A 26817-nucleotide genomic window follows, 5' to 3' on the forward strand; every position below is an offset into this window, starting at 1 on the left:
AACACGATTGGCTAGCTGTCAAATATTGAATAACACATTTCTCTTCATCTAGCTTATCTTTTTATTACTGTTCACAGACTATTACTTTTTGCGTGAAATAGCACGGCAGCTAGCTCGCTTTGTAAATCCAATGCTTGATGAGATACGAATCGATGATAATTTAATACTTCCGATGGTGTTAAATCAAAAACTGTTGCTACTATCTCTGCAATAGGTAAGCTTTCAATTTCTTTTTTACGCCATTTCCGGTCGATGCAATAATTCCAAAGCTCCTCCTCTGTTAGTGATCGATATTGAAGAAAACGAAATTCTTCTATCTTGCTTTGAAGCACAACATACACATGGTCAAAAAGCTCGTTATAACGAATCGTCATCATAGCCCACCTCTGTTTGAAAGTTGTAATCACTACTCGTCCTGCATACAAATAGTGTATATCAAAAAAGATAAATTGAGAAGGGATGGCGCTAGTGGCATCATTTATCAAAGGTACAATTTTTTTAATCGTTGTCATTTTTTTATCGAAATGCTTCGGCTTTCTTTATCGCATGCAATTTATGCGTGTTGCAGGAGAAGAAGCAGTCGGTATTTATATGACCGCTTATCCAACCTTTATTTTTTTCATTTCTATCGCCCAGCTCGGCTTGCCAATTGCTGTAGCAAAGCTGACAGCAGAGCTTCGAGCAAAAAAGCGCGATGCCGATGTACAAGCCGTTATGGCAAAGGCTATTTTTATTTCCACAATTGCCATTATCATCTTATTGCCGCCGCTTTATTTTTCATTGCCATGGCTAGCGCGCACATTGCTGCAAAATGAAGCGATTGCCCTTACATTAAAGGTATCACTGCTAACGGTGCCAATCGTTGTTTATGCAAGCTTAATTAAAGCGTATTTGCAAGGCTTAGCAAAAATTACACCTACCGCTTGGGCACAATTACTTGAGCAAGTATTACGCATCGCGCTCGTTACGCTGCTTTTGCCCTACTTTGTTCATACAGATGCGAGTCTTACCGCAGCAGGTGCTATGCTTATTACATTGCTCGGTGAAATTTTCTCCTTGCTATTTTTAGCCTTTCATTATGCTAAGGAGAAATATAGTCAAAAGACAAATAGTTATCCCGCTGCACCACTGTTTCGCATTGCCCTGCCTTCTGCTGGTAGTAAAATGTTTGGCACCTTTACATGGTTTTTAGAGCCGATTATTTTTTTAAAAGCATTGACCGTTTCGGGGCTTGCTGCCACCGCCGCCACTACGCTGTATGGTGTTATTTCTGGTGTGCATATTCCATTACTGCTATTTCCATCGTTCATACCAAATGCGTTAGCTATCGTCCTGATTCCAGCCGTTAGCGATGCTGTTGCACGCAATAATACCGCGGTACTAACCGAGCGTGTCGCTGTTTCCTTGCGCCTTTCTTCTATTATCGGCTGCTTCGCCGCCACCTATTTTTTCATTTATGGTGACGAGCTTGCAATGAAGCTTTTTCACTTAGAGGAAAATCGGGGCTTTATGAAAATTTTGGCACCTATTTTTTACTTTTATTATGTGCAAAGTCCTTTGCACTCCATTTTACAGGCTGTTGATGAGGCACGTGCCGCAATGATGAATTCTGTCTATGGCGGTTTAGCCAAGCTCTTTATTTTATTTGCGCTCGCCTCCCAGCCATTTATCCAAGAAAAGGGAGCAATTATTGCGATTGGCTTTGGTGTATTAATTACATCATTTTTACATATCGCTACATTGCGTCAGCATCCTCGCATCGGTGTCGGCTATCAAATTTTTGTTGTACCTTATGGGATATTTATCGTCGTCGCGACGTTTCAATCATTTATTTCATTGACAGGGCATTTTTGGATTGATAATGCGATCACATTGCTCATGGTGACATTTTTACTTATCATTATGCGCCAAATTCGCTGGACAGATTTGCGTTATTTACGAGCTATTTTTTCGCGACTTTAATTGCACATACAATTGTCCTCCCTCATAAGAGGCATAAAAAACACGCTTTACCGAATAAACGCCTTGTGCACGTAGCTCATCCTCCAGCCACTCTTCTGTTTTGCCAATTAAACGTAAGTGCTTTTTATCCAAATAACCATCGACAATAATTGGCAAAACGAAGGCTGGTCCATCTTTCATATAAATGGATAGCTTTCCTGATTGCTCTAAAAAAGCAAAGGCAATCGATTGCACAGAGCTGATGCCTTGCTCACGCATTTGCTGAAATAAATCATCTAAATTATAACGCTGCTTCACCATCGCATTTTCTAAAATCACCCCATCGCGTACAACAATCGTTGGATCTCCGTCAATTACATCACGCAAGCGCTTATTTTTTAAAATAAAAATGGCATTTATATATTGAATAGCAAACAGTAGTATAATTGGTAAAACAGATTTAAAAAATGGCTTATCCACGTCTTCAAGCGCCAGGGCAGCAACTTCCGCAATTAGTACATATACCGCTACATCCAAAATACTTAATTCACCTAATTCACGCTTGCCCATAATGCGAAAGACAAACAGCACAAGGAAATAAAGAAAAATTGTTCGCGCAATAATTAATAAATACTCTTCCATACGCAAAAACCCTCTTTTTGCTTATTGTGAGCAGAAAGAGGGTTTTTATACTATTTTCTAACCATTTTGATAAGCTTTATTTAATTGAAATTAACTCTGCAATAATATTACCTTTTCCATCTGTTGATTTAATAAGCCCTACTCCCTTCACAAAATAGTGGCGGTAATTATTTGGATGCTTTAAAATAACAACATTATGGAAAGTGCCTGCTTTTACTGTTATTGTCTTCGATGTACTTTCTACAAAAATTTTATCTAATTCCCTTTCTTCCCCTATATTTACCGACCAGCCATATGTATATGTTCCCTCTTTCATTGGATACATATAAATATACCATGGTACCGTTCCTGTACCAATCCATAGTTCTTTTGCCGTTGAGCCTTTCCGAACAACATCTACAATCGAGATGTCCGCGTAACTATCACCAACATTCGAATATAAACCAACGTTAGAACTGAATGTTTTATCTGAGGCATATTGAGGTTTGTCCTCGCCAAGAGTATAGTACTTGCTCTTAACATTCCCTAAAATATCTGGAATATATACAAGTTCAAGTCCTACTTTAGGATATAATCCACCTGTCACAACAGGCGCTTCTTTTTTATTCGGATTTTTCGCAGATAAAGCCGAAGAATATACATAGCCTTTTTGCTTACCAACTTGAATATGTGACCATTCCTTTGTTGTACCTAAAACTGTGACCGCTGTTTTATTTTTTACTGTACTCAATTGCTTAGCGTCTTTTGCCGGTTTATCACGTAAAATAATATCGCTTTTAGCATTGACATACATCATTTTGCCCGTAGCTTCGATTTTGTCACTTGGATAGACGGTACCTAATACTACCAATAAAAGTGCTATCATTACAATAATAATTCGCTTCATACTTTTCTCTCCTTTATGCTAAGAGGATTTAAAAAATCATACCATTTCCCTAACAAAATAAGCAATATATAGTGGAGTAGAAAAAACCTTTAACTTTGTGAGGCTCTAGTAAATAAAAAAACTGCTAGAAAAGTAGCATTTCCTACTTTTCTAACAGCTTCTAGTCAATTAGTCTACTACAACGCGACCAATTGCTTGTCTTTCAAATTTCACACGTACGTTATCTGCAATGATTAAATATACAAATGCATCTTCAATCGCATCTACTTCACCATGTAAGCCACCAATTGTCACAACGCGATCACCGCGTTTAATGCTGTTTTGCATTTCTGCCGTCGCTTTTTGTCTTTTTTGTGCTGGACGGATTAAAATAAACCACATCGCAACAAACATGATTAAAATTGGTACTAGTTGCATTAATGTGCCACTCAAAGTATTTCCCCCTTTCAAAATCTCACTTTTTAAGTATAGTATAAACGATACTAAAAAAGCGATTAGAAAACTATTTTTTTCTGAAATTTTCTACTTTCGTCACTTTTTCGCTTAGAAGTTTTTCGGATTCGGCACATTATAGCCATATTTCTCGAAAAATTCTTCCTTAAAGTCTCCTAAACGGTCTTCACGAATTGCTTGACGTACATCTTCCATTAATTTAATTAAGAAGCGTAAGTTATGGTAAGACGTTAAACGTAAGCCGAACGTTTCCTCTGTGCGCAGTAAATGACGTACATAAGCACGCGTATAGTTTTTACATGTGTAGCAATCACAGTTTTCATCAATTGGACGGAAATCGCGTGCGTATTTTGCATTTTTAATGACCATACGCCCTTCCGATGTCATTAATGTACCATTGCGGGCGATACGTGTTGGTAATACGCAGTCAAACATATCGATACCACGAATCGCGCCATCAATCAGAGAGTCTGGTGAGCCAACGCCCATTAAATAACGCGGCTTGTTTTCAGGCATTAATGGTGCAGTAAATTCGAGTACACGGTTCATGATATCTTTTGGTTCACCTACAGATAAACCACCGATTGCATAGCCTGGGAAATCTAATTCAACAAGTGCCTCTGCGGAACGACGGCGCAAGTCCTCGTATTCCCCTCCTTGAATAATACCAAATAAGCCTTGCTCCTCTGGACGTGCATGTGCTTCTTTACAGCGCTTTGCCCAACGCGTTGTGCGATCAACAGATTGCAGCATATAATCATATGTTGCTGGATATGGTGGACATTCATCAAAAGCCATCATAATATCTGAGCCTAAATCATTTTGAATTTCCATCGCCTTTTCAGGGCTTAAAAATAGCTTATCACCATTTAAATGGTTGCGGAAATAAACGCCCTCTTCCTCAATTTTACGGAATTTGCTTAAAGAAAATACTTGGAAGCCGCCTGAATCCGTTAAAATTGGGCGATCCCAGTTCATAAATTTATGCAAACCCCCCGCCTCTTTGACGATATCATTACCTGGACGTAACCATAAATGATACGTGTTTGATAAAATAATGCCTGCATCCATTTCCTTTAGTTCTTCTGGTGACATTGCTTTCACCGTTGCCTGTGTTCCAACAGGCATAAATGTTGGCGTTTCAAACGAGCCATGTGGCGTATGCACGATACCTAAGCGTGCTCCTGTTTGCTTACATGTTTTAATTAATTCATAGCGTATTGCTGGTTGTGTCATTGAAAAAAATCCCTCTCTCTTAAAGGTAAAAACAGTACCTCGGATTTAACTATGTGACGATGCACACAAAAATTTATTTTATAATGTGTTGCTATAAATAGCAATTTATTTTGCTGGACGAATAAACATCGCATCGCCGAAGCTAAAGAAGCGATATTTTTCGTCTACAGCCTCTTTATAGGCATGCAAAATCGTTTCCTTACCTGCTAAAGCGCTCACTAGCATCACCAAGGTCGATTTTGGCAAATGGAAGTTCGTAATCAAGCCGTCCACCGCCTTAAATTCGTAGCCAGGATAAATGAAAATAGCTGTCCAGCCTTGCTCTGCAACGATTTTTCCATCATGCTTTGAGGCAACTGTTTCGAGTGTACGTGTCGATGTTGTACCGACAGCAATCACTTTGCCACCATTCGCTTTTGTGCGGTTAATAATAGCAGCCGTTTCTTCAGATACGCTATAAAATTCGGAATGCATATCATGGTCTTCAATTGATTCAACGCTAACAGGGCGGAATGTACCTAGACCTACATGCAATGTGACGAAAGCAATTTCCACGCCTTTTGCGCGAATCGCCTCTAGCAATGGCTCTGTAAAATGCAAGCCTGCTGTTGGTGCAGCGGCTGAGCCGCGCTCCTTTGCATACACCGTTTGGTAGCGCTCCTGATCGTCAAGCTTTTCACGAATATATGGCGGTAAAGGCATTTCCCCTAAGCGCTCTAAAATTTCATAAAAAATACCTTCGTATTGGAATTTAAAAATGCGTCCACCATGGTCAAGCTCCCCAATGCACTCCGCACGTAATAAGCCTTCACCAAACGTCACAATCGTACCGATTTTCACACGTTTAGCAGGCTTCACTAACGTTTCCCATTCATCGTCATTCGTTTGCTTTAATAGCAATAGCTCAATATTTGCACCTGTATCCTCCTTGACACCCATTAAGCGTGCAGGTAATACGCGCGTATCATTCAAGACAAGGCAATCCCCTGCATGCAATTCATCTACAATATGCGCAAATTGATGATGCTCTAGCTCCGTAGAATGGGGGTTAACGACTAATAGACGACTTGCAGTGCGGTCTAATAGCGGTGTTTGGGCAATTAATTGTTCTGGTAAATCAAAATCAAAATCTTCTACTTTCATAACAAACGTCCTTTATTTAAGATTGTTGTGGCGCTATGCCAAAATGTTCATATGCAAGTGCTGTCGCAATGCGTCCGCGTGGCGTTCGTTGGACAAAGCCAATTTGCAGTAAATAGGGCTCGTACACATCTTCAATCGTCACGCGCTCCTCGCCGATAGATGCTGCAATCGTATCTAAACCAACAGGACCGCCACGGAAGCGCTCTAGCATTGCAAGCATCAGCTTATGGTCAATATGGTCTAAGCCGAGCGGATCGACTTGCAGTAATTCAAGTGCCTGCTGTGCAAGCGACAGCGAAATTTGCCCGTTACCAATGACCTGTGCATAATCACGTACTCGCTTTAATAAACGATTCGCTATACGAGGTGTTCCTCTTGAGCGACGAGCAATTTCATAGGCGGCAGTTTCGTCCATTTCCACATCGAAAAGCTGCCCACTGCGCATGACAATTTGAGCTAATGCATCCTCATCGTAAAATTCAAGACGCAATAGGACACCAAAGCGATCGCGTAATGGGGCTGATAATGCACCTGCACGCGTTGTCGCACCAACTAATGTAAACGGGGGCAAGTCCAAGCGAATGGAGCGTGCTTCTGGTCCTTTGCCGACAACGATATCTAAGCAAAAATCCTCCATCGCAGGATACAGCACTTCCTCAATCGCACGTGGCAGGCGATGAATTTCATCAATAAATAATACATCGCCAGGCTCTAGGCTGCTCACAATTGCCGCTAAATCACCTGGGCGCTCAATCGCTGGTCCACTTGTCATACGCACTTGTACACCCATCTCATTGGCAATGACTGTAGCTAATGTCGTTTTCCCAAGCCCTGGTGGTCCGTAAAGTAGCACATGGTCTAAGCATTCCTGTCGCTGCTTCGCCGCTTCTATGAAAATTTTCAAGTTATCCTTCACTTGATGCTGCCCAATATATTGTGCAAGTGACTGCGGGCGTAAAGAATACTCGAGCTGTTCCTCCGCCGCATTCGCTTCGCTCGAAATCACTCGATCTGCCATTGTTAATTCCTCCTACTTTAATTTCAATAGTAGCTGTAATGCCTGTTTCATATAAGCATCCGTCGTCGTTAATGTCTCATCCGCTTCAAGCTGAGGCTGTATCTTTGCTAACTCACGCTCTGCATAACCAAGTGCTGTTAATGCTAATAGTGCCTCTTCTAGCTCATGCTTATACGGATTAGCGCCGAATAATGGCAGCTCTTCCTCTGCGCTCGGTAGCTCCACATTATCTAACAGCGCTCCAAGCTTTCCTTTTAAATCTAAAATCATTTGGCGTGCCGTTTTTTTACCAACGCCTGGGAATTTAACTAAAAAGGACTCGTCCTCCATTTCAATCGCTTGAATAACTTGCACAGGGTTGCCTGTCGCTAAAATCGCCAAGGCGCCCTTTGGTCCGATTCCTGAAACTTGGATGAGCTTGCGGAATAATTCACGCTGATCTAAGCTTGTAAATCCATATAAAAATTGCGCATCCTCACGCACATGCATATGTAAAAAAACTTGTTGCTCATTCGCTGTTTTTTGAAAGGCAAATGGATTCGGTGTAAACAATCGCCAGCCAATTCCTTGCTGCTCTATGACGATGTATTCAGGCGTTATACGCGTCACCTGTCCTTTTAAATAATCATACATCTTTCATCCCTCACAATCATGCATTCATTATAGCATATTTGTTCGGCATTTCTGTACAACGAACTAGCAAATGTCTGAAAAGCACGCACAATGCTTTTCAGACATCTTTCTAGTATTGCTCGATTTGTGCAATTAATTTTGGCCAATGTCGTAATGCTTTTTTAGTAAACGGTATTAAGTAATCTAAAAAAGGCTCGCGCTCTTCCTTATCTAACTGCAAAATATATAGCCATTCTCGCAACAACTCATTAGGATAGTAAATATAAGAGAGCTGCGTCTTACAAATCTCTGTATAAGGATGCTCCTTTAAAAGCAATGCTACATCATAATCGACATTTGGGAGCGCTCGGTGCATCCATAAAATCATCTCATCAATTGGAGAGCCAAGCACCGCTAAATCAAAATCAATTAGCAGCATGCCGTGCTCTGTTTTCAAAAAATTATGATGCACTACATCGCCATGTAATAAGGTTGCTTCCCCTAATTGCATTGGAACTGGCTGCATATTGCGTAAGCCTTTATATGCCATTTGAATAATTGTTTCATAGTCATTTTTCAAATACTGTGTTAAGGCCTGTTCGTGCATTAAAAAGCGCTCAAATCGTGCACGCCATTTTCGCGGTAGGTGTTGACGTGGTAACGGCTCCAATTGCCAATTAATGCTTGTGCTCGTATCATGAAGTGCCTGTAAACAATTAACAGCCGCCAATCGCTCTTCCTTTTCTTGAAAGCGGGCGCTACGTCCCTCATGCCACTTTTGAATCACAAGCCCATCGTTGTTGTTCGCTATCGGAATATGATAAGGAAAATGGATATTAGCTAGTTTTTGATGAATATTTTTAACTTTTTTTTCAATTACTATATCATCATATTTTTTAACAAAAAATGCGCCTGCTGCCGTTTGCCATTTCCAGCAATTGTGCTTAATGTACATATTAATATTGCCATGGTGGGCATGGCATTGGCTGACATGGTAATGGCATCATTTGCGGGCATGGAGCATATGGGTAAGGCTGATTCATTTCGTCACTTATGTTTTCTGTACACATTCCATGTTCCATCATAGGCGAAGCTTGCTGCTCTCCTTCTACAAACTGTGGCATATTTGGATATGGCTGCATTGGCATTTGCATTTGTGGATACATCATCATATCGTATGGCATAGGCATTGGGCTACAACACATCATCTGCATTGGTGGCATACACATCGGTGGCATTGGCTGACATGGCATCATTTGTGGAAACATCGGCTGTTGCATTGGTGGTAACATAGGCTGTTGAACTTCTGGTAACGGCATGATTGGCTGCTGTACTTGTGGCGGTTGTTGAATTTCAGGACGTGGTACGATTGGTTGCTCCACTTTTGGTGGCTTTTGCACTTCTGGTAACGGCATCATCGGTGGCTGCGGTGCTGGCATGATTGGCTGTTGCATTTGTGGTGGTGGCATCATCGGCTGCATTTGCATCATATCAATATGCCAAGGCATGTATAAATTGAACTCTGGCCATACAGGCTGCGGTGGCTGCCAGTGTGGCTGTGGCGCGATTGGTTGCTCCACTTTCGGTGGCTGCGGTGCCGGTGTGTGTGGTGGCACAACATTGTGTGGCTTTTCAATCGGCTTTTCCTTAATGTGTTCTTTTGGTTTCTCCTTCACGTGATGACCGTCTGGCAAATAAATTTCCATTCCTGGCACGATATAATCTGGATTAGCTAAATGTGCATTTAAACGTTTTAGCTCATCAAAGCCAATGCTGTATTGCTTTGCAATTTTCCAGAGTGTATCGCCTTTTTGGACAACATGAACTCGCATGGGCATCCTCCTTTTCTCGCTTTATCATATGTGAAAATAAAAAAATGGACACAAATCTTTTAGGCGCATCAAGACGCTCTCATGTTACACTATGTTTGGACAAATTATTGATATACATAAAATCATTCGGAGGTGACAGCATGAAAAAAATGTTAGGCGAAGAACGCCGATACGAGCTATTGTCATTATTAAAAACAGCTGGTAAAGCAATTACAGGCACAGATTTAGCAAAGCATGCCAATGTATCACGCCAAGTGATTGTCAACGATATGAACTTATTAAAGGCACGCAATGAGCCAATCATTTCTACAAGCCAGGGCTATTTATATATGCCTTTAGAAAAAGCAGCTTATATTGAGCGCAAAATCGTTTGTTCACATAGTGCTGAGCAAGCATTGGACGAGATGTATACGATTGTCGATTGCGGTGTGACGATTCAAAATGTGATTGTCGATCATGCAATTTATGGAGAAATTACTGCCTCCATTATGGTATCCAATCGCCCCGAAGTAGAGGCTTTTGTGAAGCGTATCGAGGATGCTAATGCCAGTTATTTATCCGCGCTCACAGATGGCACACATATGCACATCATTAGCGCATCTTCTGAAGGCTTGCTCGATTTAGCTGAGGAACGATTGAGAAAAAAAGGCTATTTAGTAGAAAATTAAAATGGCTGTCGGAATTTTTTTCCGACAGCTTTTTCATTAGGCCAAGGTCACAAAATACAATCTGGAACGTAATTTTATTTCTAAATTTTGAAACGCATTCCATTTTTACGTCGTCTTAGGGGCAAGAAAGGATGTGAGATGATGACACGAGCAGAAAATATCCCATTCGATACGGTATTGGATACACCCGAAGCATGGCTTGATACATTAATGGATACATACGGACTACCACTCACAAAGCTTACCTTTAGCTATGTTCAGGATTGGGGCAAGGCACAGGAAATTGTGCAAGATGTCTTCCTTACCTGTTACGAGCAATACAACAAAAGACATACTATCCAATCATATAAAGCATGGATTTATCGTATCGCCATTAATCGCGCAAAGGATTATTACCGTACAGCATGGTTTAAGCGAATCATTGTGAAGGATAGCGGCTTTGATCAACAGCTCCCTACCGCGCTGCATGCGGAGCATTTTGTAATCCAACAAGAAATAAATGAAGCATTAGCACATGCTGTACTCACATTGCCTACCAAATATCGAGAAGTCATTTTGCTTTATTACTATGAGGAATTATCTGTTCATGAAGTCGCAACCATATTACGCTGTGGTGACAATACAGTAAAAACACGTTTAAAGCGAGCTCGCGAGAAATTGAAAACTTTGTTAGAAGGAAGGGATTAATATGGAAAAGCAATTTAAAAATTTACCTGCCGCTTTGGAGCAGCATATTTTTCGAGAAGCACAATTTACCCATAGAGAACGTGCAACAATTCATGCAAAAACAAAGCAGAAAAAACAAGCGCGTTGGATGCCGCGCATCGTACTCGCTTTCTCAGCTATTATTTTTCTATTAATTGGTGCCACTTATTTGCAAAAAGAACAGTCAGCAAGCTATCGTATTTCAAATAGCGATTTAGATGGTCAAATATTCAACACCCAACGGCACGGTGAGCATATTTCATATTTTTATTTTCAGGACAATACCCTAGTCATCGTCCCTAAGTCGCTTTTCACTGAGGAAGAGATGGAGGGTAAAGAGCATTTTAAAGTACCACCCGGACAGCTGAATTATCATAATGTTTCGGTCAAAACAGAAGGAACAACTTACTTTGTTTATAGCGACAAAGAGCTGATTTTAACATTTGAAAAAATTGCACCGCGTATTGTTGTAGACCCAGATGGCAATCGATATAGCTCTTCCCGCTATTTAAGCAAGGAATACGAACTACAATTTGTCAACCAATCAGCAATTAACCTATCAAATGTTGAATTGACAATCGGTGGGGAGAACTACACAGTGCCAAAAAACAATATTGAAAATAATGGCTCCTTGTCATTCAAAATTCCTCGTGCGGAGGATACATTCCATCATGCAATTACGTTGGATGTCAGCTTTGACTATAAAGATGATAAAGGGAATAAACAGCGAGGAAAAATCGCACAGCCGTTTTCTTTAGATAACTCTTACAGTGATTACTATACGCTTGTTATTACTGGTGATTCCTATGATACACTAACGCTCACATTACAGGATACTGAATAAAAAAATAGCTAGAAAGCAGTCGCTTTCTAGCTTGTTTCATTTCAAACAATGCATTGCCTGCTCTGCTTCATCCCAAGGAATTACTTCTCCCTTGCCCTTTTTACAAAAAATACTTGATGACGTATAAAGCGGGTCTGCGTTTTTATCATAGTTTTTCTGTGCGATAATTTCCTCAGTGTTATGGCATACATCATAGCCTGCAAACTGCAAGCTCAATGCACCTTTACCATTCGTATAGGCTGCAAAAATTGCGCTGTAGTTCATAAATGTTGCGACGGGCACTTTTCCAACTAGCATTGCAGTCGTTTCTGTCATCACAGGTGGCTCAAATGTACCATGTGCCTGCTGTACATCAAACATCATGCGCCCAATAAAATCACTTGCTGCCTTCATTTTAACATCATAATAAGGCTCTAATAAAATATTTTCTGCCTGCTCCAACCCTTGGCGTAATGCACGGAAGGTCGCTTCTCGGAAATCACCACCTGACGTATATTCTACATGCCCTCGCCCTGTCAGTAGCGTAAATTTCATATCCGTTAAGGCAGAGCCTGTTAATAACCCATGGTGCTCTCTTTCAAATAAATGCTGCTCCACTAAGCGCATATTGCCAATTGATAGATGATCAGCATGACAAGCATTCACGAATTGAATCCCACTTCCCCGTGCGATGGGCTCCATCAATAAATGTACCTCTGCATAATGCTTCAACGGCTCGAAATGTCCATAGCCTGTCACCGTTGAAGCAATTGTTTCTTTATAAATAATTTGCGGATCAGCAAACGTGATGGCTAAGTTGAAGCGTTCTTTGGCAACCTCTACAAGCACCTCTAGCTGAATGACCCCCATAACATGTACATGTATTTCCTGTAATTGCTCCTGCCAAATGGCACGTAATGATGGCTCCTCCTCGTTTAATAAGCGAAATTGCTGCCACACTTCCTTCATATGTAAAGCGCCATGATAAACGACCTTTGCTTGTAATGTCGGCACTAATTCAAAGCCGACCGCATCCTCTGTACCACCTAAAACCTGGCCAATAGCTGCTTGGCTCAAGCCCTTGACAGCAAAAACCTCGCCTGCCTCAACCGAAGTGACCGTTTCAAATTTCGCACCATTATACTGTCGAATTTCTGTTACTTTTTCTGTCGTTTTATCAAATGTAAAGGCATCTCGCACTTGTAAACGCCCCTGCAATGCCTTCATAAACGTTAGTCGCTGTCCGCTAGCATCATGCCGAATTTTAAATACCTCTGCTTGAAATGGTGCTATTGTATCAAAGCTTGTCATAGTTAATTTTGCAAGCTGCTCGAAAAATGGGTACACGCCTTCATCCTTTAATGCAGAGCCTGTCATGCAGACGAAAAGCTGGCGTGCTGCAATTTGCTGTTGAAGTTGCTGCTTTACCATTGCCTCATCCAATTCACCAGCTAGAAAGAGGTCGAGCAGTTGTTCATCACGCTCTGCTAACCATTCTTTTACAGCCTCCTCATGATAATCCTCTTCTATCCATAAAATTTCCTCAGATAGCTCCTGCCGCATCGCCGCAAGCACCTCCTGCGGATTTGCGCCCTCCCGATCGGTTTTATTAATAAATAAAAAAGTTGGCACATTGTATTTTTGCAGCAATTGCCAAACCGTTTCCGTATGCCCTTGAATGCCCTCTACAGCACTAACAATCACAATGGCATAGTCCATCACACGGATTGCGCGCTCCATTTCAGGTGAAAAATCGACATGGCCTGGTGTGTCAATTAATGTATATGTATCTCCTTCATATTGAAAGCGTCCTTGCTCTGCAAAAATTGTAATGCCACGTGCCCTTTCCAATGCATGATAATCTAAATGTGCATCTTGATTATCAACACGCCCTTTTTCTTTAATGCTGTCCATATGGTAAAGTAGCTGCTCAGAAAAAGTTGTTTTTCCCGCATCTACATGTGCTAAAATCCCAATTGTTTTAAACATCATTTCACCTTTTCCATTAGATTCCCAATCGACTTTAGTCATCATTTTGTGTATAATAGTAACAATTTATTTGATACTTCAGTTAGGAGTCCATTTGTATGTCACTTTTGCTGTTTGATATGAAAACAGTCATTTCATTGCTAGTTATTGGAAATATTTGTACCATTATACTCATTTCTGCATATAGTTATCAATATAATAATCGCACTGTTTGGACTTTTGTTTTAGGAAAACTCCTACAAGTTATCGCATTCACTATGCTATTATTACGTGACATCCTACCATTTACCCTCTCTGTTTTTTTAAGCAATACCTCGTTGCTTATTGGAACAATGATAGAATGTATTGCACTATTAATGCTGCTTAAATGCTTAACAACAACTGTCAAAAGAACTGTATTTATTGTAACATTAATAGGTTTGTTTAGCTTTTATTCAGCTATTTTGTTTTATAATTTTGAAAATGTGCGCATTGCTGTTATATCTATTACGATTTTCACACTTATTATATTTCCAGTTTACTCCTTTTACCAAAATCGGAAAACATCCATTTTACAATATATTATGCTGATTTTATATAGTGCTATCGCTCTATCACTTATGTTTCGTGCATACAATGCCTTATTTATCTCAACAGATGTCACACTTTTTGCAGAAAACAGATACCAAACGCTTGCTTTTTTAACACGTTTTATTGAGATGTTAGTTGGCAGCATTGGCTTTATTTTACTTGCAAAAGAACAAACCGATATTGAGCTAACACGAATGGCGATGCTGGATGAATTAACGAATATTTATAATAGACGTGCCTTTATTCAACGTGCAAATGCGTTAATTGCTACAGAATTAAAGAGAGAAAAACAATTATCCTTTATTATTTTCGATATTGATCGCTTTAAAGGAATTAATGATACATATGGGCATGATATTGGGGATTATATATTAAGGGAAATTTCGCAGTTAATTACCAATACACTGCCAAAAGACGCCATTTTTGGTCGCTATGGTGGAGATGAATTTGTTATTTTAGTGCCTAATTGCAATCGTGACAATGCGAAGCAGCTAGCAGAAGCTTTGCGCATGGCTGTTTTACATCACCCATTTGAATATATTTCGACAGCATGCACACTAAGCTTAGGCGTTGCTACAACGGAGGTTATCACAACTATATCTCTAGATGGGCTCTATAAAAATGCAGATAAAGCTTTATATCGTGCTAAGGAAAATGGACGTAATCAAGTTTATGCTATGAGCTTTTAACGCCAAAATTAAGCATTTACTTAACATGATTTTGTAGAAAGCTCTCTAACCTTTCCTCTATAAAAAACGTTGACGCACATCCGCTGATGGCAATTCACATACCTCTTTTTTCCCAAACCATTTATAGCGATTTTTTGCAATGATATTATATGCAATATTGCGAATACTAGCAGGTACAACGATAAATAGATAAGCAAAGCGCCAGCCACCTTGCAGTCGCCGCGCAATTTTTAAGGCGGCTGTTGATTGTACATAATAGCTTTCATTTTCGACTAGTACGATACTATCTGTTGGCGGTACATGATAGCGTGCTAATAGCTCTTTTCCTACATCACTCTGCAATGATGCAAATTGAAAATAGACTTGCGGGTCTCGCTTAATAATAAATTGAACGCTTGCATCACAAAAATGACATTGTCCATCAAATAATACAATTGCCATTGTCCTCACCTCATTCTGGTGTTGTGTAACTATAGTATGTACCGAGAGATTTGACGGTACAGCCGAGCGCATGCAGCTCCTCTACCGCACCTTTCATCATCGGTTCTTCCTCATCCGCTAATACATCAACAATAAAGAAATAATCCCCTAAGCCTGTTTTTAATGGGCGTGATTCAATTTTACTCAAATTCAGCTTGCGCCATGCAAATACCGATAGCACTTGATGAAGTGCACCGGATACATCTGATGGCAATGTCACCATAAATGTTGTTTTTGCTACTTCATTATCCATTTTAGGCAAGCGAATATTTTCTTTTGATAAAACGAAGAAGCGTGTATGGTTGAAATGAAAATCGTGAATGTTTTTCTCTACGATTGTTAAGCCATATTTTTCCGCAGCCGCGCTATTGGCAATCGCCGCGATGCATTGCTCTGGTGAATCTGCAATAAGCTTTGCGGCAGCAGCTGTGGATGAATATTGGTGCAACGGCACACCGCTAAAGCGATAAAATAAATATTTATGACATTGTGCTAGCGCATGTGGATGGGAGTATACCGCTTCAATGCTTTGCCAATTTTTCACTTGTTTTGGATGCACCATTAAATGCTGCTGGATTTTCGATGTTACTTCCCCTACTACATATAAGTCTGCCTCATGGAATAAGTAATCAATTGTTAACGGCACAGAGCCTTCTAAAGCATTTTCTAAAGGAACAACCGCAAGCTCCACTTTCCCCTCTGCCACAGCTTCAATACATTCAGGAATCGAAGCTTGTGGCATGAGCCAATCGTTTGGGAATAAGCCCTTTGTCGCTAAATATGTAAATGATGCTTCCGGTCCTAAATAAGCGATACGCTTTTCCCAATTTTGTGTTGACATTTAATATTTCCCTCTCTTTATTTCAAAATTTTCAGTTTTCAGTATTTAAAGAAATACTGCCATACATATCGTATGACAGCCTTTCTTTATAACGCACCTGAGCTAATGACTTCCGCTGATTCGATAAATTCAAGGCGCTTTAATAGCTGAACTAATTCATTTAAATCAACCGCCATATTCGTCACATCTAGCGACAACGTAACGTTTGCACGCCCTTGAATCGGTATCGTTTGATGTATCGTTAATACATTGCAGTGTGCCTCTGAAATCGTTTCAAGTAATTTAGCTAAGGAGCCTTTGCGGTCCTGTAGCTGCAAAAACAATGTCAATATGCGCTCTTGTACGATAGAATGGAAAGGAAAAACAGCATCGCGATATTTATAAAATGCGCTACGTGATAAATCCACTTCTTTGACCGCATCCCAAATCGAGGCGACAGCACCCGTTTGTAATAATTCTTTTGCCTCTAATGTTTTTTGCATCGCATCTGTCAAAACATCCTCACGCACTAAATAATAGCGCTGATTTGCTATGTTTTTCATCTTTCCTACCCCCGAGCATTAATCTACAAAGTCAAATTCAAATTCCATTAAGCGAACTGTATCGCCATTTTCCGCACCGCGTTTACGCAACGCATCATCGACGCCCATCGCACGCAATTGACGAGCAAAGCGTCGAATACCATCCTCACGACTAAAGTCTGTCATTTTAAACAGACGCTCAATCGAATAGCCTGATAGCACAAATGCGCCATCATCATCGCGTGTAATGTCGAAATCTTCACCTTGTTTTTCATATTTGTAAAGCACTGTTGCGTCAGATTCTTCTTCTGTAATATCATGCAACTCAAATTGTGGTGTCACTTCTAGTAAGTCTGCCACTTCAAATAGCACGGCTTTCAAGCCTTGACGTGATACCGCAGAAACAGGGAATACTTTTACACTGTCACCCACTTTTTCAAGGAATGCTTGTAAGTTTTCCTCCGCATCAGGCATGTCCATTTTATTTGCTACAACAATTTGTGGACGCTCTGTTAAGCGTAAATCGTATTGCTGTAGCTCTTCATTAATTGTCACATAATCCTCATATGGATCACGACCTTCCATGCCACTCATATCAATGACATGAACGATAACTCTTGTGCGCTCAATATGGCGTAAAAATTGCATCCCTAGACCAACACCTTGATGCGCACCTTCAATCAAGCCTGGTAAATCGGCCATCGCAAATGAACGACCATCGTCTGTTTCAACCATACCTAAATTCGGTACGATTGTCGTAAAATGATAGGCACCGATTTTTGGCTTCGCTGCTGAAACGACAGAAAGCAATGTTGATTTCCCAACTGATGGGAAGCCTACTAGCCCAACGTCGGCTAATACTTTTAATTCCAAAATTACATCTAGCTCTTGCCCTGGCTCGCCTTTTTCCGCAAGCTCTGGTGCAGGGTTTGCAGGTGTTGCAAAACGGCAATTACCTCGTCCACCACGACCAGCTTTCGCAATAACCGCTGTTTGTCCTTCTTCAACTAAATCGGCAATTACAGCCTTCGTTTCCGCATTAATGACAACCGTACCTGGTGGCACCTTAATGACTAAATCAGATGCTTTACGACCATGCATCCCTTTACTCATGCCATGCTCCCCACGCTCTGCCTTGAAATGGCGCTTATAGCGGAAGTCCATTAATGTACGCAAGCCTTCATCAACTTGGAATACGACATTTCCACCATGACCGCCATCTCCACCAGCTGGACCGCCATTTGGTACATATTTTTCACGACGGAAGGCAACCATACCATCTCCGCCATCTCCACCTTTTACATAAATTTTCACGTGATCGACAAACATTGTTTTCACTCCAGTCCTGCGCTTAATACATAGTGTAACGAGTTTTCGGTCACTTCTATTATATCAATGCACATATGTTCTATTTCGCTTATGAGTGATGCCTTTGACCAATGCCCAGTTAAATGAAAACTCAACTGGAATTGTGTCGCATCTGATGTTGTTACAATGTGAAGCTGATGCTCAGCATATGCATCAAGCCCATCATAAATATGGATAACTGTATTTTCCAAGTATCGTGCTAGCGCTTCATCAAGCTGTGGGTGATTAACAACTTGTTTTACATCGCTATCAAGCTTTAATTCAATTGCTGGAAAGCGCCAAGCAAACGTTTGAATCCATTCTGAAGTTCGTGGTAGCTGCAATTTATTCATATTTGATAGCATTTTACTATCTTCTGCAATATTTTGAATGATTTGCTTCGCTTCTTCAATTCGCTGTAAATCTAAATACATTTGAATCAAATTCAGTTGATTCAAAAAATCATGATTCGCAAAACGCAATACGTCATTAATCGTTAATGGCTTTGTTGTCATGTACTACACTCCAATCAGTATCGTTATTAGTATAGCAAGTTTTGCAGCTTTTTTCCCTAAAACAGCGTAGAAAAATTTGAGCTTTTCAATACTTAAGAAAATTTCAATCATCCATTGACAGAAAAAAGGCTGACGCGTAAGTTAAAGCTTTACGCGTCAGCCCTATTTTGTAACCCTTATGCTTCTTGAGCTACTGGGTATACAGATACTTGTTTCTTGTCGCGACCTAAGCGTTCGAATTTCACAACGCCGTCAACTTTAGCGAATAAAGTATCATCTCCACCACGGCCTACGTTTGTACCTGGGTAAATTTTTGTACCGCGTTGACGGTAAAGAATTGAACCACCAGTTACGAATTGACCATCAGCACGTTTAGCGCCAAGGCGTTTTGACTCAGAGTCACGTCCGTTTTTTGTAGAACCTACACCTTTTTTAGATGCGAAAAATTGTAAGTCTAATGATAATAATAAGTTCATTGCGATGCACCTCCTAGACCATTTTATATTTCAATTCAATAAAGTCTGAATAACTTGCTGTCATCGTATAAAACTGTGTCACCATAGTATTCAGAATCACTTGAAGCTTATCGTCTGTTTCAGGCTCTAAGTCATTTGGGATTGTTACTTTTAAGTAGCCTCCCTGTTCTCCTTGCTCTATTTCTGGTGTGATTCCTGTAAGTTGCGGAATAGCATTGACAGCACCAAAGGCGATAGCAGATGCACCAGCACATACTAAATCACGTCCATAAACATCTGAAAGGGCATGACCAGAGATTTCAAATCCATACGATTTACGATTTTCATCGCTATAAATAGTTACCGTAATCATTCGGCTCCCCCTAAAATTAAGCGTTGATTGCTTCAACAACTAATTTCGTGTATGGTTGACGATGACCTTGTTTACGACGGTAGTTTTTCTTCGCTTTCATTTTGAAAACAGTAATTTTTTTAGCGCGGCCTTCTTTTACAACTTTCGCTGTAACAGTTGCACCAGCAACAGTTGGAGCACCAACTTTAACTGTTTCTCCACCTACGAATAAAACTTTGTCAAATGTTACGATTTCGTCAGCAGCTACACCTAGTTTTTCAACATAGATTTCTTGACCTGCTTCAACTTTGATTTGTTTACCACCAGTTTCGATAATTGCGTACATTAAAATGCACCTCCTCTTTAGACTAAGACTCGCCTGTTACTATCAAGGTGTTAGCAAACTTCATGCTAATCTTAGGCACCTTGCCAGTGCGGTTGTAGCGGGTGCTACAAACAATAACATTAAAATACTACCATAAGAAAAAACTTACGTCAACCTATTCAAGACAAATTTCTCATAGGCAATATGATATTTTCGATACTTCCATTCTCCTATGATATTGCCCCAAAGTAACAAGCTCACAACGAGTACAGGAAGCGACTGTGGTAGCAGCCATAATGTAACGAATACAACAATGGTGAAGGCACATAATGAAAGCGCTAAAAACCATTCATAAATTTTTGCTTTTGGAAAAAATGTTAGCAGCGTATAACAAATAATCTTTCCACCATCAAGCGGTAAAAACGGCAATAGATTTAAACATAATAAGTAAAATTGCACTTGAAAAAAAGGCTCCGCTAAAAGTGGTGGCAGCAAAATACTGCTGGCCATACCAAGCAAAGTTGCTAAAGGCCCGCCAACTGCAATAATAAGCCGCTGCCAATACGTTCCTTCCTGCTGTAGCTTAATTTCTCCACCATAAGGCATAATGACACAGCTTTTCACAGGTACATCCATCATTTTTGCAGCGAGTAAATGTCCAATTTCATGAATAATTAATGAGCTTAAAATAATGCTATATAGCGCAATATTACCAGTTAACACCATCATCAACAACACGAACAGCAATAAAGGGTGGATCGTCATTCGCAACATGCTACATCTGCTCATTTAACCAAGTTAATGTTTGTTCTAAATCAAGCACCTGGTTATCTTTCTCTATGCGAATATATAAGTCGCCAGCTTGCTTTGTTGCAACAATTTCATTAACGCCAATTGCCGTATATGGTAACAAGGAGAAACTATCAATAAAACCATATGTGACCGTCGTGTTATCATCGTAAAAAATAGAAACAGTTTGTCCTGTTTCTTTCGTGTGGCCTGTAAAAACAACAATACCATTTTGCAATGCAAAAAGATTTACTGCCTCATCATATGTCATTAAATAGCCTTTACCGCTTGGCTGAATCGATGTATAGGCCAGCATTTCCCTGCGCTCTGGGTAATCAGCAACTTCAACCTTTTTCCCTTCAAACACGGTAATATTGCGCAAAGTATTGCGCATAAATGTTAAATCGTCTTGGCTATAAACAATCCGCTTAATCACTTTCGTCGTTTTCGTTTCAGGCAATTGCGTCGTTCCCCACACAACCGCGCAGCATAACAAGGCAATCCCCCACTGCCATCTTTTCATGCCACCATCCTATCGTTTTTAATAGTATATGCTGTGACACTCATCAATTACACCTAGTAGGAAATTACTGATTGGATTTTATGGCTTGTAAGCTTATGTATTAGTTAGATTATAACTTTCACATGACAAATAAAAAGCCTATCCAAAAGCACGCTTTTAGACAGACTTTCACATGTTATTTTGTAAACAACGATTTAAACTTCGCAAACATGCCTTTTGCCTCTGGTTCAATCGACATTAATGGTACAGATTCACCTAAAATACGGCGCGCAATATTGCGATAGCCTAAAGATGCTTTATTATTTGGATCCATAACGATTGGCTCCCCTTTATTAGACGAGCTAATAACATCCTCACTATCAATAATAATACCTAATAAATCAATAGATAAATGCGTTGTCACCTCTGTAATATCCATCGTATCGCCTGATGCCATTAAATGATGGCGCACACGGTTAATAATTAACTTCGGTGCCTCTATTTCCTCTTGCTCTAACAAACCGATAATGCGGTCTGCATCGCGCACAGCTGAAATTTCTGGTGTTGTCACAACGATGGCACGGTCTGCTCCAGCTACCGCATTGCGATAGCCTTGCTCAATACCTGCTGGACAATCAATTAATACATAATCAAAATCACTTTTTAATTCACTAATTAAGCTCTTCATTTGCTCAGGGGTCACAGCGTTTTTATCTGTTGTTTGAGCTGCGGGCAATAAAAAAAGTTTATCATCGACTCGCTTGTCCTTTACAAGTGCCTGATGCACTTTACAGCGACCTTCTATGACATCAACTAAATCGTAAATAATACGATTTTCTAAACCTAACACAACATCTAAATTACGCAAACCAATATCTGTATCTACTAAGCATACTTTTTTTCCTTGAAGAGCCAATGCAGTGCCGAGGTTAGCGCTCGATGTCGTTTTCCCTACGCCGCCTTTTCCCGAAGTGATTACTATTGCTTCTCCCACATTAGCTTCCCCCTTTAAATGTTGTAAAAGATGGACGGATTTCCTTTACCTTTTGTATACGATCATAAGAAATTGTACCACTTTCATTAATATATGCACATAGCTGTTCGGCATTATCTTTGACTGCTTGCTTTTCATTTGACATTACTTCTACACGATCTGCAATGAGCACATGTGTTGGTTCAAAATGAGAAGCCGTAATAACAGCCTTTTCATTGCCCTCTATTCCTGCATGTGCAATACCTTTTAGCCTTCCGAGGACATAAATATTGCCACCAGCTTCAATACGCCCGTTCGGATTGACATCACCAAGCACGATAATATCGCCCGTCGCTCGTAGCACTTGGCCTGAGCGTACAATGCCAACATATGTATCGCACTTTTTTTGTAGCATTTTTTGATTGCTCTCTTCAATTGTTAGTACATCACTCTGTACTTTAGATACAATCAAATTTCCTTGTTGTTGCACAATTTGAATCAGCTCTTTTTTTTGTGTACTTGTGCAGTAACGGGTACCTAAATGCAGTTGCACATCTAGCTTCCCTTCAATTCCACCTTCAGAAGCTTTGTCTGCTAGTTCCTCTAAAAGCTCTGCATAGGCACATTGATCATCAAGCCGAAGTATTAAACCATCCTTCGTTCCTTTAATATGGACGAGTTGTTTTTTCATGATAATATGCCACCTCACACTCCGTTATCAATTCCATAATTACATCATTACATTAAGCCCCATTGCGCGCACGTTGTAACACTCGTTGATTAATTACATATTTAAATGCCCAACCAAGTATTGCTAAAAATAATAGGTTGGCTACAATTGTCGGGATTAATCGACTATGAAGAAACGTTTGGAATGTCATTGGGGTGAAATCTATTAAAAAGAAAAATTCGTACAGCACGACTTCCATCGCTGCAACGAGCATTACTGCCAATACAGTTGTAATGACTAAGTGCTGATGAACATACTTCACACTCCACCCCGCCAGAAAGCATAGTAATGGGTATAAAAATGAGTATAATCCAATAATATCAATGTAAAACACATCATACAATATGCCAAAAGCGAGACCATACAATACCGCCCGTTTACGATTATAATAAATCGCAATGAAAATTAAATATAAAATTAAAAAGCGCGGCACCAAAAAAACGAGTTGTTCACCAAGCATAATTGGTGAAAACTTCGCAAACATCGACTCTGATAAAAATAATAATACTGCAACTGTTGGAATGAGTAAACGAATAAACATCTATTCCTCTCCCTCTTCCTCAGGCAAATTGGTTAAATCAGCATTCGTGCCTTGACCATCTGAGCCATCAATTGCGGTTGCTTCACGTTTCGCAATAATCACATTTTCAAGCATTGAAAATTCTGCTGCTGGTTTAACATAAGCCATTTTCGTTAAGCCGAAATCTTCCGTCGTTACTTCTGTCACTTCCCCAATTAAAATACCTTTCGGGAAAATTCCACCTAGACCTGATGATACGACTTGCTCGCCAGCTTTTATTTCTGTGCTAGAATTGATGCGCTTTAAAATTAATTCGTTACGCTCTTCATCATATCCTTCAATTACACCAGAAATATCTTCTTTTTCGCCTTGCACAAGTGCGGATACACGATAATTCGCATTATTTGTGTAAAGTAGTTCCACTTCAGATGTAAATGGCGTCACAGCAATAATCTTACCAATTAACCCTTGCGCTGTCATAACTGCCATATTTTTTTCAATCCCATGCACTTGGCCTTTATTTAAAATAATTTTTTCTTCCCATTGATCAGGGTTTCGTGCAATTACAGTTGCATGAATCGGCTGATAATCTCGCAAGCTTTCTTCCTTGTCAATTAGCTCTCGAAGCTTTTTATTTTCTGACTTTAATCCATCCACTTCCGATTGCAAAACAACAAAATCCTCCAATCGGCTTTTTAAACGTTTATTTTCGTCATACGTATTTAACAAAGCTTCGATATTACCATAAATACCCGTTATGTAATTTGTTGGCTTTGCAACAAGTGATTGCGCAAAGCCAACAGTATCCTTAATAATTTGTTGAGGTAATGTTGCATTATGACGATTGCTTAACGAGAAGCCAATCAATGCCACTAGAAAAACTGTGCTAACTAACAACACGATAATTTTTTTATTTGAAAAATGTGGCATTGTTTCCTCACCTTATCCTTTTAATTGCTGTGCACGAATTAAGTCGATATTATCTAACGCCTTACCTGTCCCAATTGCCACACAATCTAACGGATCTTCAGCAATAAATACTGGCATATTTGTTTCAGCGCTAATCACTTTATCCAAGTTCTGCAATAAAGCACCACCGCCTGTTAACACGATTCCGCGTTCCATTACGTCTGCTGATAATTCAGGTGGCGTTTGCTCTAACGTGCGCTTCACACCATCAATAATTGCCGATACCGCTTCACGTAAAGACTCTGAAATTTCCTGTGCAGTAATTTCAATTGTTTTAGGTAAGCCTGTTACAAGATCGCGTCCTCTAATGTCCATAGATGCTGTATTGCCCTCTGCACGTGCACTACCAATTTCCATTTTAATTGCTTCAGCTGTACGTTCACCAATCGTTAAATTATATGTTTTGCGAATATAGCCAATGATTGCTTGGTCCATCGCATCGCCGCCGATACGAACAGATTCGCTTGTTACAATACCGCCAAGTGAAATAACGGCTACCTCCGTTGTACCACCACCGATATCAACAACCATTGAACCTGTTGGATCCCAAACAGGTAAATTCGCACCGATTGCTGCTGCAAATGGCTCTTCAATCGTAAAGGCATCCTTTGCTCCTGCTTGACGCGATGCATCAATTACTGCGCGTTGTTCAACTGATGTAATGCCATATGGCACACAAATCATTACATTTGGTTTTTTCCAATTTGAACCTGAGTTTTTTAATGCTTCCTTTAAATAATATTGAATCATTGCTGTTGTAATATCAAAATCTGCGATAACGCCATCTTTCATTGGACGAATCGCTACGATAGAGCCTGGTGTACGTCCAATCATATTTTTCGCATCATTACCTACCGCCACGATGTCCCCTGTTTTGACATTTTTCGCCACTACTGAAGGCTCACGTAAAACGATTCCTTTTCCTTTAACAAAAACAAGTGTATTTGCTGTGCCTAGGTCAATCCCGACATCCTTATTTCCAATTCCAAACAATTTCTGTACTTCCTTTCCTCGTAAAGCGTGTTTTTATTTTTTTAACGAAGCTGCTATGTCACCATATTATTTACAGCATGTAGCTTATCTAAACGATACGCTTAATTATAGCGGATAAATGTTAAAAATTATAGTGTGATATCGTGCAAAACCTGATAAATATCTTTTCTTTTACCCACTTTTCTATTGTATTCGTTCTCACAGCGGGAAACAAATGAAAAATCACCCACTATTTTTACAGTTTCATTGCAAAATAATGACGAAAAAGCGCGAGAAAGGTTCGTTTATCAAACGAAATTTCCTCACGCTAGTTTTTATTTACATTAAACCTTGTTCTTTCATGCTGATATATTGATGATTGCCAATGATTACATGATCTAAAAGTTCAATCCCAATAATGACCCCAGCCTCTTGTAAGCGAAGCGTCACTTCTATATCCTCTGGACTCGGCGCTGCACTTCCTGAGGGGTGGAAAAGGACATGTTCAAAATTGACATGTTTGATACTACCTAACATTTTATATAAAAATAATAAAGTTGTTTAAACCATAATAAAATCGTATAAAGTCATTTAAAATTAAAATAGCTGTTATGTTATTCAACAAACGGGCCATTTAACGGAATAAGTGATGAAAACTGAATTTAAAACTTAGTCTGTTGTAACCGCTAAAATAAAATTAACAGTTTTTGCTCATTTCAATTGAACACTTTTTCACCAATTCAATAGTTTCCTGTAAACTGGAAATATCAGTTTAATAGGAGGCTGTACTAATGGAGGAGAAGCTTGTGTTACATATCGAAATTCATCAATTGCGTGATCGTGGATTAAGGATTGTGCAAATTGCAAAGCGACTAAGAATATCACGTAATACCGTGTATAAATATTTAGATATGTCATTTGAAGATGCAGTAAATGAGTTTAGTCAGACTGGCCGTAAGAAGAAGCTGGATGAATACAAAGATTGGATTGTAGGTTGGTTACTTGAGTTTCCAAGCTTAACAGGGGCACAAGTTTTAGATTGGCTACAAGAGAAATACCCTGAAATTGATGTTGGGGAAAGTACAGTTAGACGTTATGTAAATGAAATTCGCGAAATTTATCAAATTGATAAGGTAGATGAACCCCGTGAATACGAAGCGGTCATTGAGCTGCCACCAGGGAAGCAATTACAAGTAGATTGGGGACAAACTATTCAAAAAACATCAGGTGGTAAAGAAGTGAAATTATACTTCGTTGCCTTTGTGTTAGCGCACTCTCGACATAAATTCACTGTGTGGTTAGATCGTCCTTTTACTACA

At 39.8% G+C, this 26817-nt stretch carries 32 protein-coding genes, 1 pseudogene and 1 other annotated feature; of the genes and pseudogenes, 6 read left to right on the forward strand and 27 right to left on the reverse strand.

Features of this window, described 5'->3' with window-relative positions; all coding sequences use genetic code 11:
- Positions 1 to 71: 71 nt before the first annotated feature.
- Entirely contained in the window at positions 72 to 377 is a 306-nt protein-coding gene (locus M3Z76_RS02740) for a post-transcriptional regulator (RefSeq protein ID WP_293920734.1), read from the reverse strand.
- A gap of 82 nt (positions 378 to 459) precedes the next feature.
- On the opposite strand from M3Z76_RS02740, the gene M3Z76_RS02745 reads away from it, so the two are divergent.
- Complete coding sequence (locus M3Z76_RS02745) at positions 460 to 1962, forward strand: putative polysaccharide biosynthesis protein (RefSeq protein WP_363319825.1); 1503 nt, start codon at positions 460 to 462, stop codon at positions 1960 to 1962.
- Here the strand turns inward: M3Z76_RS02745 and M3Z76_RS02750 are convergent.
- The 9 genes from M3Z76_RS02750 to M3Z76_RS02790 form a co-directional block, all read right to left on the reverse strand.
- Positions 1936 to 2583, reverse strand: a complete 648-nt coding sequence (locus tag M3Z76_RS02750) for a DUF421 domain-containing protein (RefSeq protein ID WP_293920739.1) — start codon at positions 2581 to 2583, stop codon at positions 1936 to 1938. The genes M3Z76_RS02745 and M3Z76_RS02750 overlap by 27 nt on opposite strands.
- Before the next feature lie 76 nt (positions 2584 to 2659).
- Entirely contained in the window at positions 2660 to 3469 is an 810-nt protein-coding gene (locus tag M3Z76_RS02755; protein WP_293920740.1) for an SH3 domain-containing protein, read from the reverse strand.
- A gap of 168 nt (positions 3470 to 3637) precedes the next feature.
- Positions 3638 to 3886, reverse strand: a complete 249-nt coding sequence (gene yajC / locus M3Z76_RS02760; protein ID WP_293920785.1) for a preprotein translocase subunit YajC — start codon at positions 3884 to 3886, stop codon at positions 3638 to 3640.
- A 126-nt stretch (positions 3887 to 4012) separates the two neighbouring features.
- On the reverse strand, positions 4013 to 5158 hold the full coding sequence (gene tgt, locus M3Z76_RS02765; RefSeq protein WP_293920741.1) for a tRNA guanosine(34) transglycosylase Tgt: 1146 nt from the start codon (positions 5156 to 5158) through the stop codon (positions 4013 to 4015).
- Between the two features lie 105 nt (positions 5159 to 5263).
- Positions 5264 to 6301: a tRNA preQ1(34) S-adenosylmethionine ribosyltransferase-isomerase QueA gene (gene queA, locus M3Z76_RS02770; protein WP_293920742.1), complete on the reverse strand. Its 1038-nt coding sequence runs from the start codon at positions 6299 to 6301 to the stop codon at positions 5264 to 5266.
- A gap of 16 nt (positions 6302 to 6317) precedes the next feature.
- Positions 6318 to 7319, reverse strand: a complete 1002-nt coding sequence (ruvB, locus tag M3Z76_RS02775; protein ID WP_293920744.1) for a Holliday junction branch migration DNA helicase RuvB — start codon at positions 7317 to 7319, stop codon at positions 6318 to 6320.
- A gap of 12 nt (positions 7320 to 7331) precedes the next feature.
- A complete protein-coding gene (gene ruvA / locus M3Z76_RS02780) occupies positions 7332 to 7952 on the reverse strand; it encodes a Holliday junction branch migration protein RuvA (protein WP_293920746.1) in 621 nt (206 codons plus the stop codon).
- Positions 7953 to 8061: 109 nt separating this feature from the next.
- Positions 8062 to 8886 carry a phosphotransferase gene (locus tag M3Z76_RS02785; protein ID WP_293920749.1) on the reverse strand — a complete coding sequence of 275 codons (825 nt, stop codon included), beginning with the start codon at positions 8884 to 8886 and terminating at the stop codon, positions 8062 to 8064.
- Between the two features lies 1 nt (position 8887).
- Positions 8888 to 9763: a LysM peptidoglycan-binding domain-containing protein gene (locus M3Z76_RS02790; protein WP_293920751.1), complete on the reverse strand. Its 876-nt coding sequence runs from the start codon at positions 9761 to 9763 to the stop codon at positions 8888 to 8890.
- Positions 9764 to 9903: 140 nt separating this feature from the next.
- Here M3Z76_RS02790 and M3Z76_RS02795 point away from each other — a divergent pair, with 140 nt between their 5' ends.
- The 3 genes from M3Z76_RS02795 (at position 9904) to M3Z76_RS02805 (ending at position 11980) form a co-directional block, all read left to right on the forward strand.
- Positions 9904 to 10431 (forward strand): transcription repressor NadR, encoded by a 528-nt coding sequence (locus M3Z76_RS02795; protein WP_293920752.1) that lies wholly within the window; start codon positions 9904 to 9906, stop codon positions 10429 to 10431.
- 138 nt (positions 10432 to 10569) lie between these two features.
- Positions 10570 to 11118: a sigma-70 family RNA polymerase sigma factor gene (locus M3Z76_RS02800; RefSeq protein WP_293920754.1), complete on the forward strand. Its 549-nt coding sequence runs from the start codon at positions 10570 to 10572 to the stop codon at positions 11116 to 11118.
- Between the two features lies 1 nt (position 11119).
- A complete protein-coding gene (locus M3Z76_RS02805) occupies positions 11120 to 11980 on the forward strand; it encodes a hypothetical protein (protein WP_293920755.1) in 861 nt (286 codons plus the stop codon).
- Between the two features lie 36 nt (positions 11981 to 12016).
- Here the strand turns inward: M3Z76_RS02805 and M3Z76_RS02810 are convergent, their stop codons facing one another.
- Positions 12017 to 13948, reverse strand: coding sequence for a GTP-binding protein (locus M3Z76_RS02810; protein WP_483310137.1), 1932 nt, complete (start codon positions 13946 to 13948; stop codon positions 12017 to 12019).
- A 98-nt stretch (positions 13949 to 14046) separates the two neighbouring features.
- On the opposite strand from M3Z76_RS02810, the gene M3Z76_RS02815 reads away from it, so the two are divergent.
- Positions 14047 to 15207 carry a GGDEF domain-containing protein gene (locus tag M3Z76_RS02815; RefSeq protein WP_293920757.1) on the forward strand — a complete coding sequence of 387 codons (1161 nt, stop codon included), beginning with the start codon at positions 14047 to 14049 and terminating at the stop codon, positions 15205 to 15207.
- A 57-nt stretch (positions 15208 to 15264) separates the two neighbouring features.
- Here the strand turns inward: M3Z76_RS02815 and M3Z76_RS02820 are convergent, their stop codons facing one another.
- From M3Z76_RS02820 to M3Z76_RS02895, 16 genes and pseudogenes are all read right to left on the reverse strand, one after another.
- A complete protein-coding gene (locus M3Z76_RS02820) occupies positions 15265 to 15648 on the reverse strand; it encodes a thiol-disulfide oxidoreductase DCC family protein (RefSeq protein WP_293920758.1) in 384 nt (127 codons plus the stop codon).
- A gap of 10 nt (positions 15649 to 15658) precedes the next feature.
- A complete protein-coding gene (pheA, locus tag M3Z76_RS02825; protein WP_293920759.1) occupies positions 15659 to 16528 on the reverse strand; it encodes a prephenate dehydratase in 870 nt (289 codons plus the stop codon).
- A gap of 86 nt (positions 16529 to 16614) precedes the next feature.
- Positions 16615 to 17070, reverse strand: coding sequence for an ACT domain-containing protein (locus M3Z76_RS02830; protein WP_293920760.1), 456 nt, complete (start codon positions 17068 to 17070; stop codon positions 16615 to 16617).
- A gap of 18 nt (positions 17071 to 17088) precedes the next feature.
- Entirely contained in the window at positions 17089 to 18378 is a 1290-nt protein-coding gene (obgE, locus tag M3Z76_RS02835) for a GTPase ObgE (protein ID WP_293920762.1), read from the reverse strand.
- Positions 18379 to 18383: 5 nt separating this feature from the next.
- Positions 18384 to 18911: a Spo0B domain-containing protein gene (locus tag M3Z76_RS02840; RefSeq protein ID WP_293920763.1), complete on the reverse strand. Its 528-nt coding sequence runs from the start codon at positions 18909 to 18911 to the stop codon at positions 18384 to 18386.
- 176 nt (positions 18912 to 19087) lie between these two features.
- On the reverse strand, positions 19088 to 19387 hold the full coding sequence (gene rpmA / locus M3Z76_RS02845; protein ID WP_293920764.1) for a 50S ribosomal protein L27: 300 nt from the start codon (positions 19385 to 19387) through the stop codon (positions 19088 to 19090).
- A 13-nt stretch (positions 19388 to 19400) separates the two neighbouring features.
- Positions 19401 to 19739: a ribosomal-processing cysteine protease Prp gene (locus M3Z76_RS02850; protein WP_293920765.1), complete on the reverse strand. Its 339-nt coding sequence runs from the start codon at positions 19737 to 19739 to the stop codon at positions 19401 to 19403.
- Positions 19740 to 19755: 16 nt separating this feature from the next.
- Entirely contained in the window at positions 19756 to 20064 is a 309-nt protein-coding gene (rplU, locus tag M3Z76_RS02855) for a 50S ribosomal protein L21 (RefSeq protein ID WP_293920766.1), read from the reverse strand.
- Positions 20065 to 20079: 15 nt separating this feature from the next.
- Positions 20080 to 20168 (reverse strand) — a sequence feature (ribosomal protein L21 leader region).
- Between the two features lie 40 nt (positions 20169 to 20208).
- The gene (locus tag M3Z76_RS02860) at positions 20209 to 20817 is read right to left on the reverse strand and encodes a site-2 protease family protein (protein WP_293920768.1); all 609 of its coding nucleotides are present in this window, start codon (positions 20815 to 20817) and stop codon (positions 20209 to 20211) included.
- Between the two features lies 1 nt (position 20818).
- A complete protein-coding gene (locus tag M3Z76_RS02865) occupies positions 20819 to 21355 on the reverse strand; it encodes a hypothetical protein (RefSeq protein ID WP_293920769.1) in 537 nt (178 codons plus the stop codon).
- A gap of 175 nt (positions 21356 to 21530) precedes the next feature.
- Positions 21531 to 22328: a septum site-determining protein MinD gene (gene minD / locus M3Z76_RS02870; RefSeq protein WP_293920771.1), complete on the reverse strand. Its 798-nt coding sequence runs from the start codon at positions 22326 to 22328 to the stop codon at positions 21531 to 21533.
- A 1-nt stretch (position 22329) separates the two neighbouring features.
- Positions 22330 to 22998, reverse strand: coding sequence for a septum site-determining protein MinC (locus M3Z76_RS02875; protein ID WP_293920772.1), 669 nt, complete (start codon positions 22996 to 22998; stop codon positions 22330 to 22332).
- Positions 22999 to 23050: 52 nt separating this feature from the next.
- Positions 23051 to 23578, reverse strand: a complete 528-nt coding sequence (gene mreD, locus M3Z76_RS02880; protein ID WP_293920773.1) for a rod shape-determining protein MreD — start codon at positions 23576 to 23578, stop codon at positions 23051 to 23053.
- The gene (gene mreC, locus M3Z76_RS02885) at positions 23579 to 24487 is read right to left on the reverse strand and encodes a rod shape-determining protein MreC (RefSeq protein WP_293920775.1); all 909 of its coding nucleotides are present in this window, start codon (positions 24485 to 24487) and stop codon (positions 23579 to 23581) included. It abuts the gene before it with no gap.
- Between the two features lie 12 nt (positions 24488 to 24499).
- Positions 24500 to 25519, reverse strand: a complete 1020-nt coding sequence (locus tag M3Z76_RS02890; protein WP_293920776.1) for a rod shape-determining protein — start codon at positions 25517 to 25519, stop codon at positions 24500 to 24502.
- A 318-nt stretch (positions 25520 to 25837) separates the two neighbouring features.
- Positions 25838 to 25990 (reverse strand): annotated as a pseudogene (locus M3Z76_RS02895) (JAB domain-containing protein); the annotation flags it as partial.
- 314 nt (positions 25991 to 26304) lie between these two features.
- Between M3Z76_RS02895 and M3Z76_RS02900 the strand changes: the two are divergent.
- Positions 26305 to 26817, forward strand: a 513-nt coding sequence (locus M3Z76_RS02900; RefSeq protein ID WP_295655763.1) for a helix-turn-helix domain-containing protein, incomplete at its 3' end; no start/stop codon positions are given.

This window comes from Metasolibacillus sp., assembly GCF_025291715.1.
GTDB lineage: Bacteria > Bacillota > Bacilli > Bacillales_A > Planococcaceae > Metasolibacillus > Metasolibacillus louembei.

Excerpts from the sequence above, each read along its gene's own strand:
- yajC (WP_293920785.1), bottom strand. The coding sequence starts at position 3,886 with ATGCAACTAGTACCAATTTTAATCATGTTTGTTGCGATGTGGTTTATT.
- tgt (WP_293920741.1), bottom strand. The coding sequence starts at position 5,158 with ATGACACAACCAGCAATACGCTATGAATTAATTAAAACATGTAAGCAA.
- M3Z76_RS02740 (WP_293920734.1), bottom strand. The coding sequence starts at position 377 with ATGATGACGATTCGTTATAACGAGCTTTTTGACCATGTGTATGTTGTG.
- queA (WP_293920742.1), bottom strand. The coding sequence starts at position 6,301 with ATGAAAGTAGAAGATTTTGATTTTGATTTACCAGAACAATTAATTGCC.
- pheA (WP_293920759.1), bottom strand. The coding sequence starts at position 16,528 with ATGTCAACACAAAATTGGGAAAAGCGTATCGCTTATTTAGGACCGGAA.
- rplU (WP_293920766.1), bottom strand. The coding sequence starts at position 20,064 with ATGTACGCAATTATCGAAACTGGTGGTAAACAAATCAAAGTTGAAGCA.
- M3Z76_RS02805 (WP_293920755.1), top strand. The coding sequence starts at position 11,120 with ATGGAAAAGCAATTTAAAAATTTACCTGCCGCTTTGGAGCAGCATATT.
- rpmA (WP_293920764.1), bottom strand. The coding sequence starts at position 19,387 with ATGAACTTATTATTATCATTAGACTTACAATTTTTCGCATCTAAAAAA.
- mreC (WP_293920775.1), bottom strand. The coding sequence starts at position 24,487 with ATGCCACATTTTTCAAATAAAAAAATTATCGTGTTGTTAGTTAGCACA.
- M3Z76_RS02750 (WP_293920739.1), bottom strand. The coding sequence starts at position 2,583 with ATGGAAGAGTATTTATTAATTATTGCGCGAACAATTTTTCTTTATTTC.
- M3Z76_RS02815 (WP_293920757.1), top strand. The coding sequence starts at position 14,047 with ATGTCACTTTTGCTGTTTGATATGAAAACAGTCATTTCATTGCTAGTT.
- ruvA (WP_293920746.1), bottom strand. The coding sequence starts at position 7,952 with ATGTATGATTATTTAAAAGGACAGGTGACGCGTATAACGCCTGAATAC.
- M3Z76_RS02790 (WP_293920751.1), bottom strand. The coding sequence starts at position 9,763 with ATGCGAGTTCATGTTGTCCAAAAAGGCGATACACTCTGGAAAATTGCA.
- M3Z76_RS02820 (WP_293920758.1), bottom strand. The coding sequence starts at position 15,648 with ATGGCAATTGTATTATTTGATGGACAATGTCATTTTTGTGATGCAAGC.
- M3Z76_RS02850 (WP_293920765.1), bottom strand. The coding sequence starts at position 19,739 with ATGATTACGGTAACTATTTATAGCGATGAAAATCGTAAATCGTATGGA.
- M3Z76_RS02800 (WP_293920754.1), top strand. The coding sequence starts at position 10,570 with ATGATGACACGAGCAGAAAATATCCCATTCGATACGGTATTGGATACA.
- obgE (WP_293920762.1), bottom strand. The coding sequence starts at position 18,378 with ATGTTTGTCGATCACGTGAAAATTTATGTAAAAGGTGGAGATGGCGGA.
- ruvB (WP_293920744.1), bottom strand. The coding sequence starts at position 7,319 with ATGGCAGATCGAGTGATTTCGAGCGAAGCGAATGCGGCGGAGGAACAG.
- M3Z76_RS02755 (WP_293920740.1), bottom strand. The coding sequence starts at position 3,469 with ATGAAGCGAATTATTATTGTAATGATAGCACTTTTATTGGTAGTATTA.
- M3Z76_RS02795 (WP_293920752.1), top strand. The coding sequence starts at position 9,904 with ATGAAAAAAATGTTAGGCGAAGAACGCCGATACGAGCTATTGTCATTA.
- M3Z76_RS02865 (WP_293920769.1), bottom strand. The coding sequence starts at position 21,355 with ATGAAAAGATGGCAGTGGGGGATTGCCTTGTTATGCTGCGCGGTTGTG.
- M3Z76_RS02875 (WP_293920772.1), bottom strand. The coding sequence starts at position 22,998 with ATGAAAAAACAACTCGTCCATATTAAAGGAACGAAGGATGGTTTAATA.
- M3Z76_RS02810 (WP_483310137.1), bottom strand. The coding sequence starts at position 13,948 with ATGTTTAAAACAATTGGGATTTTAGCACATGTAGATGCGGGAAAAACA.
- mreD (WP_293920773.1), bottom strand. The coding sequence starts at position 23,578 with ATGTTTATTCGTTTACTCATTCCAACAGTTGCAGTATTATTATTTTTA.
- M3Z76_RS02785 (WP_293920749.1), bottom strand. The coding sequence starts at position 8,886 with ATGTACATTAAGCACAATTGCTGGAAATGGCAAACGGCAGCAGGCGCA.
- M3Z76_RS02860 (WP_293920768.1), bottom strand. The coding sequence starts at position 20,817 with ATGTTGCGAATGACGATCCACCCTTTATTGCTGTTCGTGTTGTTGATG.
- M3Z76_RS02830 (WP_293920760.1), bottom strand. The coding sequence starts at position 17,070 with ATGAAAAACATAGCAAATCAGCGCTATTATTTAGTGCGTGAGGATGTT.
- M3Z76_RS02745 (WP_363319825.1), top strand. The coding sequence starts at position 460 with ATGGCGCTAGTGGCATCATTTATCAAAGGTACAATTTTTTTAATCGTT.
- M3Z76_RS02840 (WP_293920763.1), bottom strand. The coding sequence starts at position 18,911 with ATGACAACAAAGCCATTAACGATTAATGACGTATTGCGTTTTGCGAAT.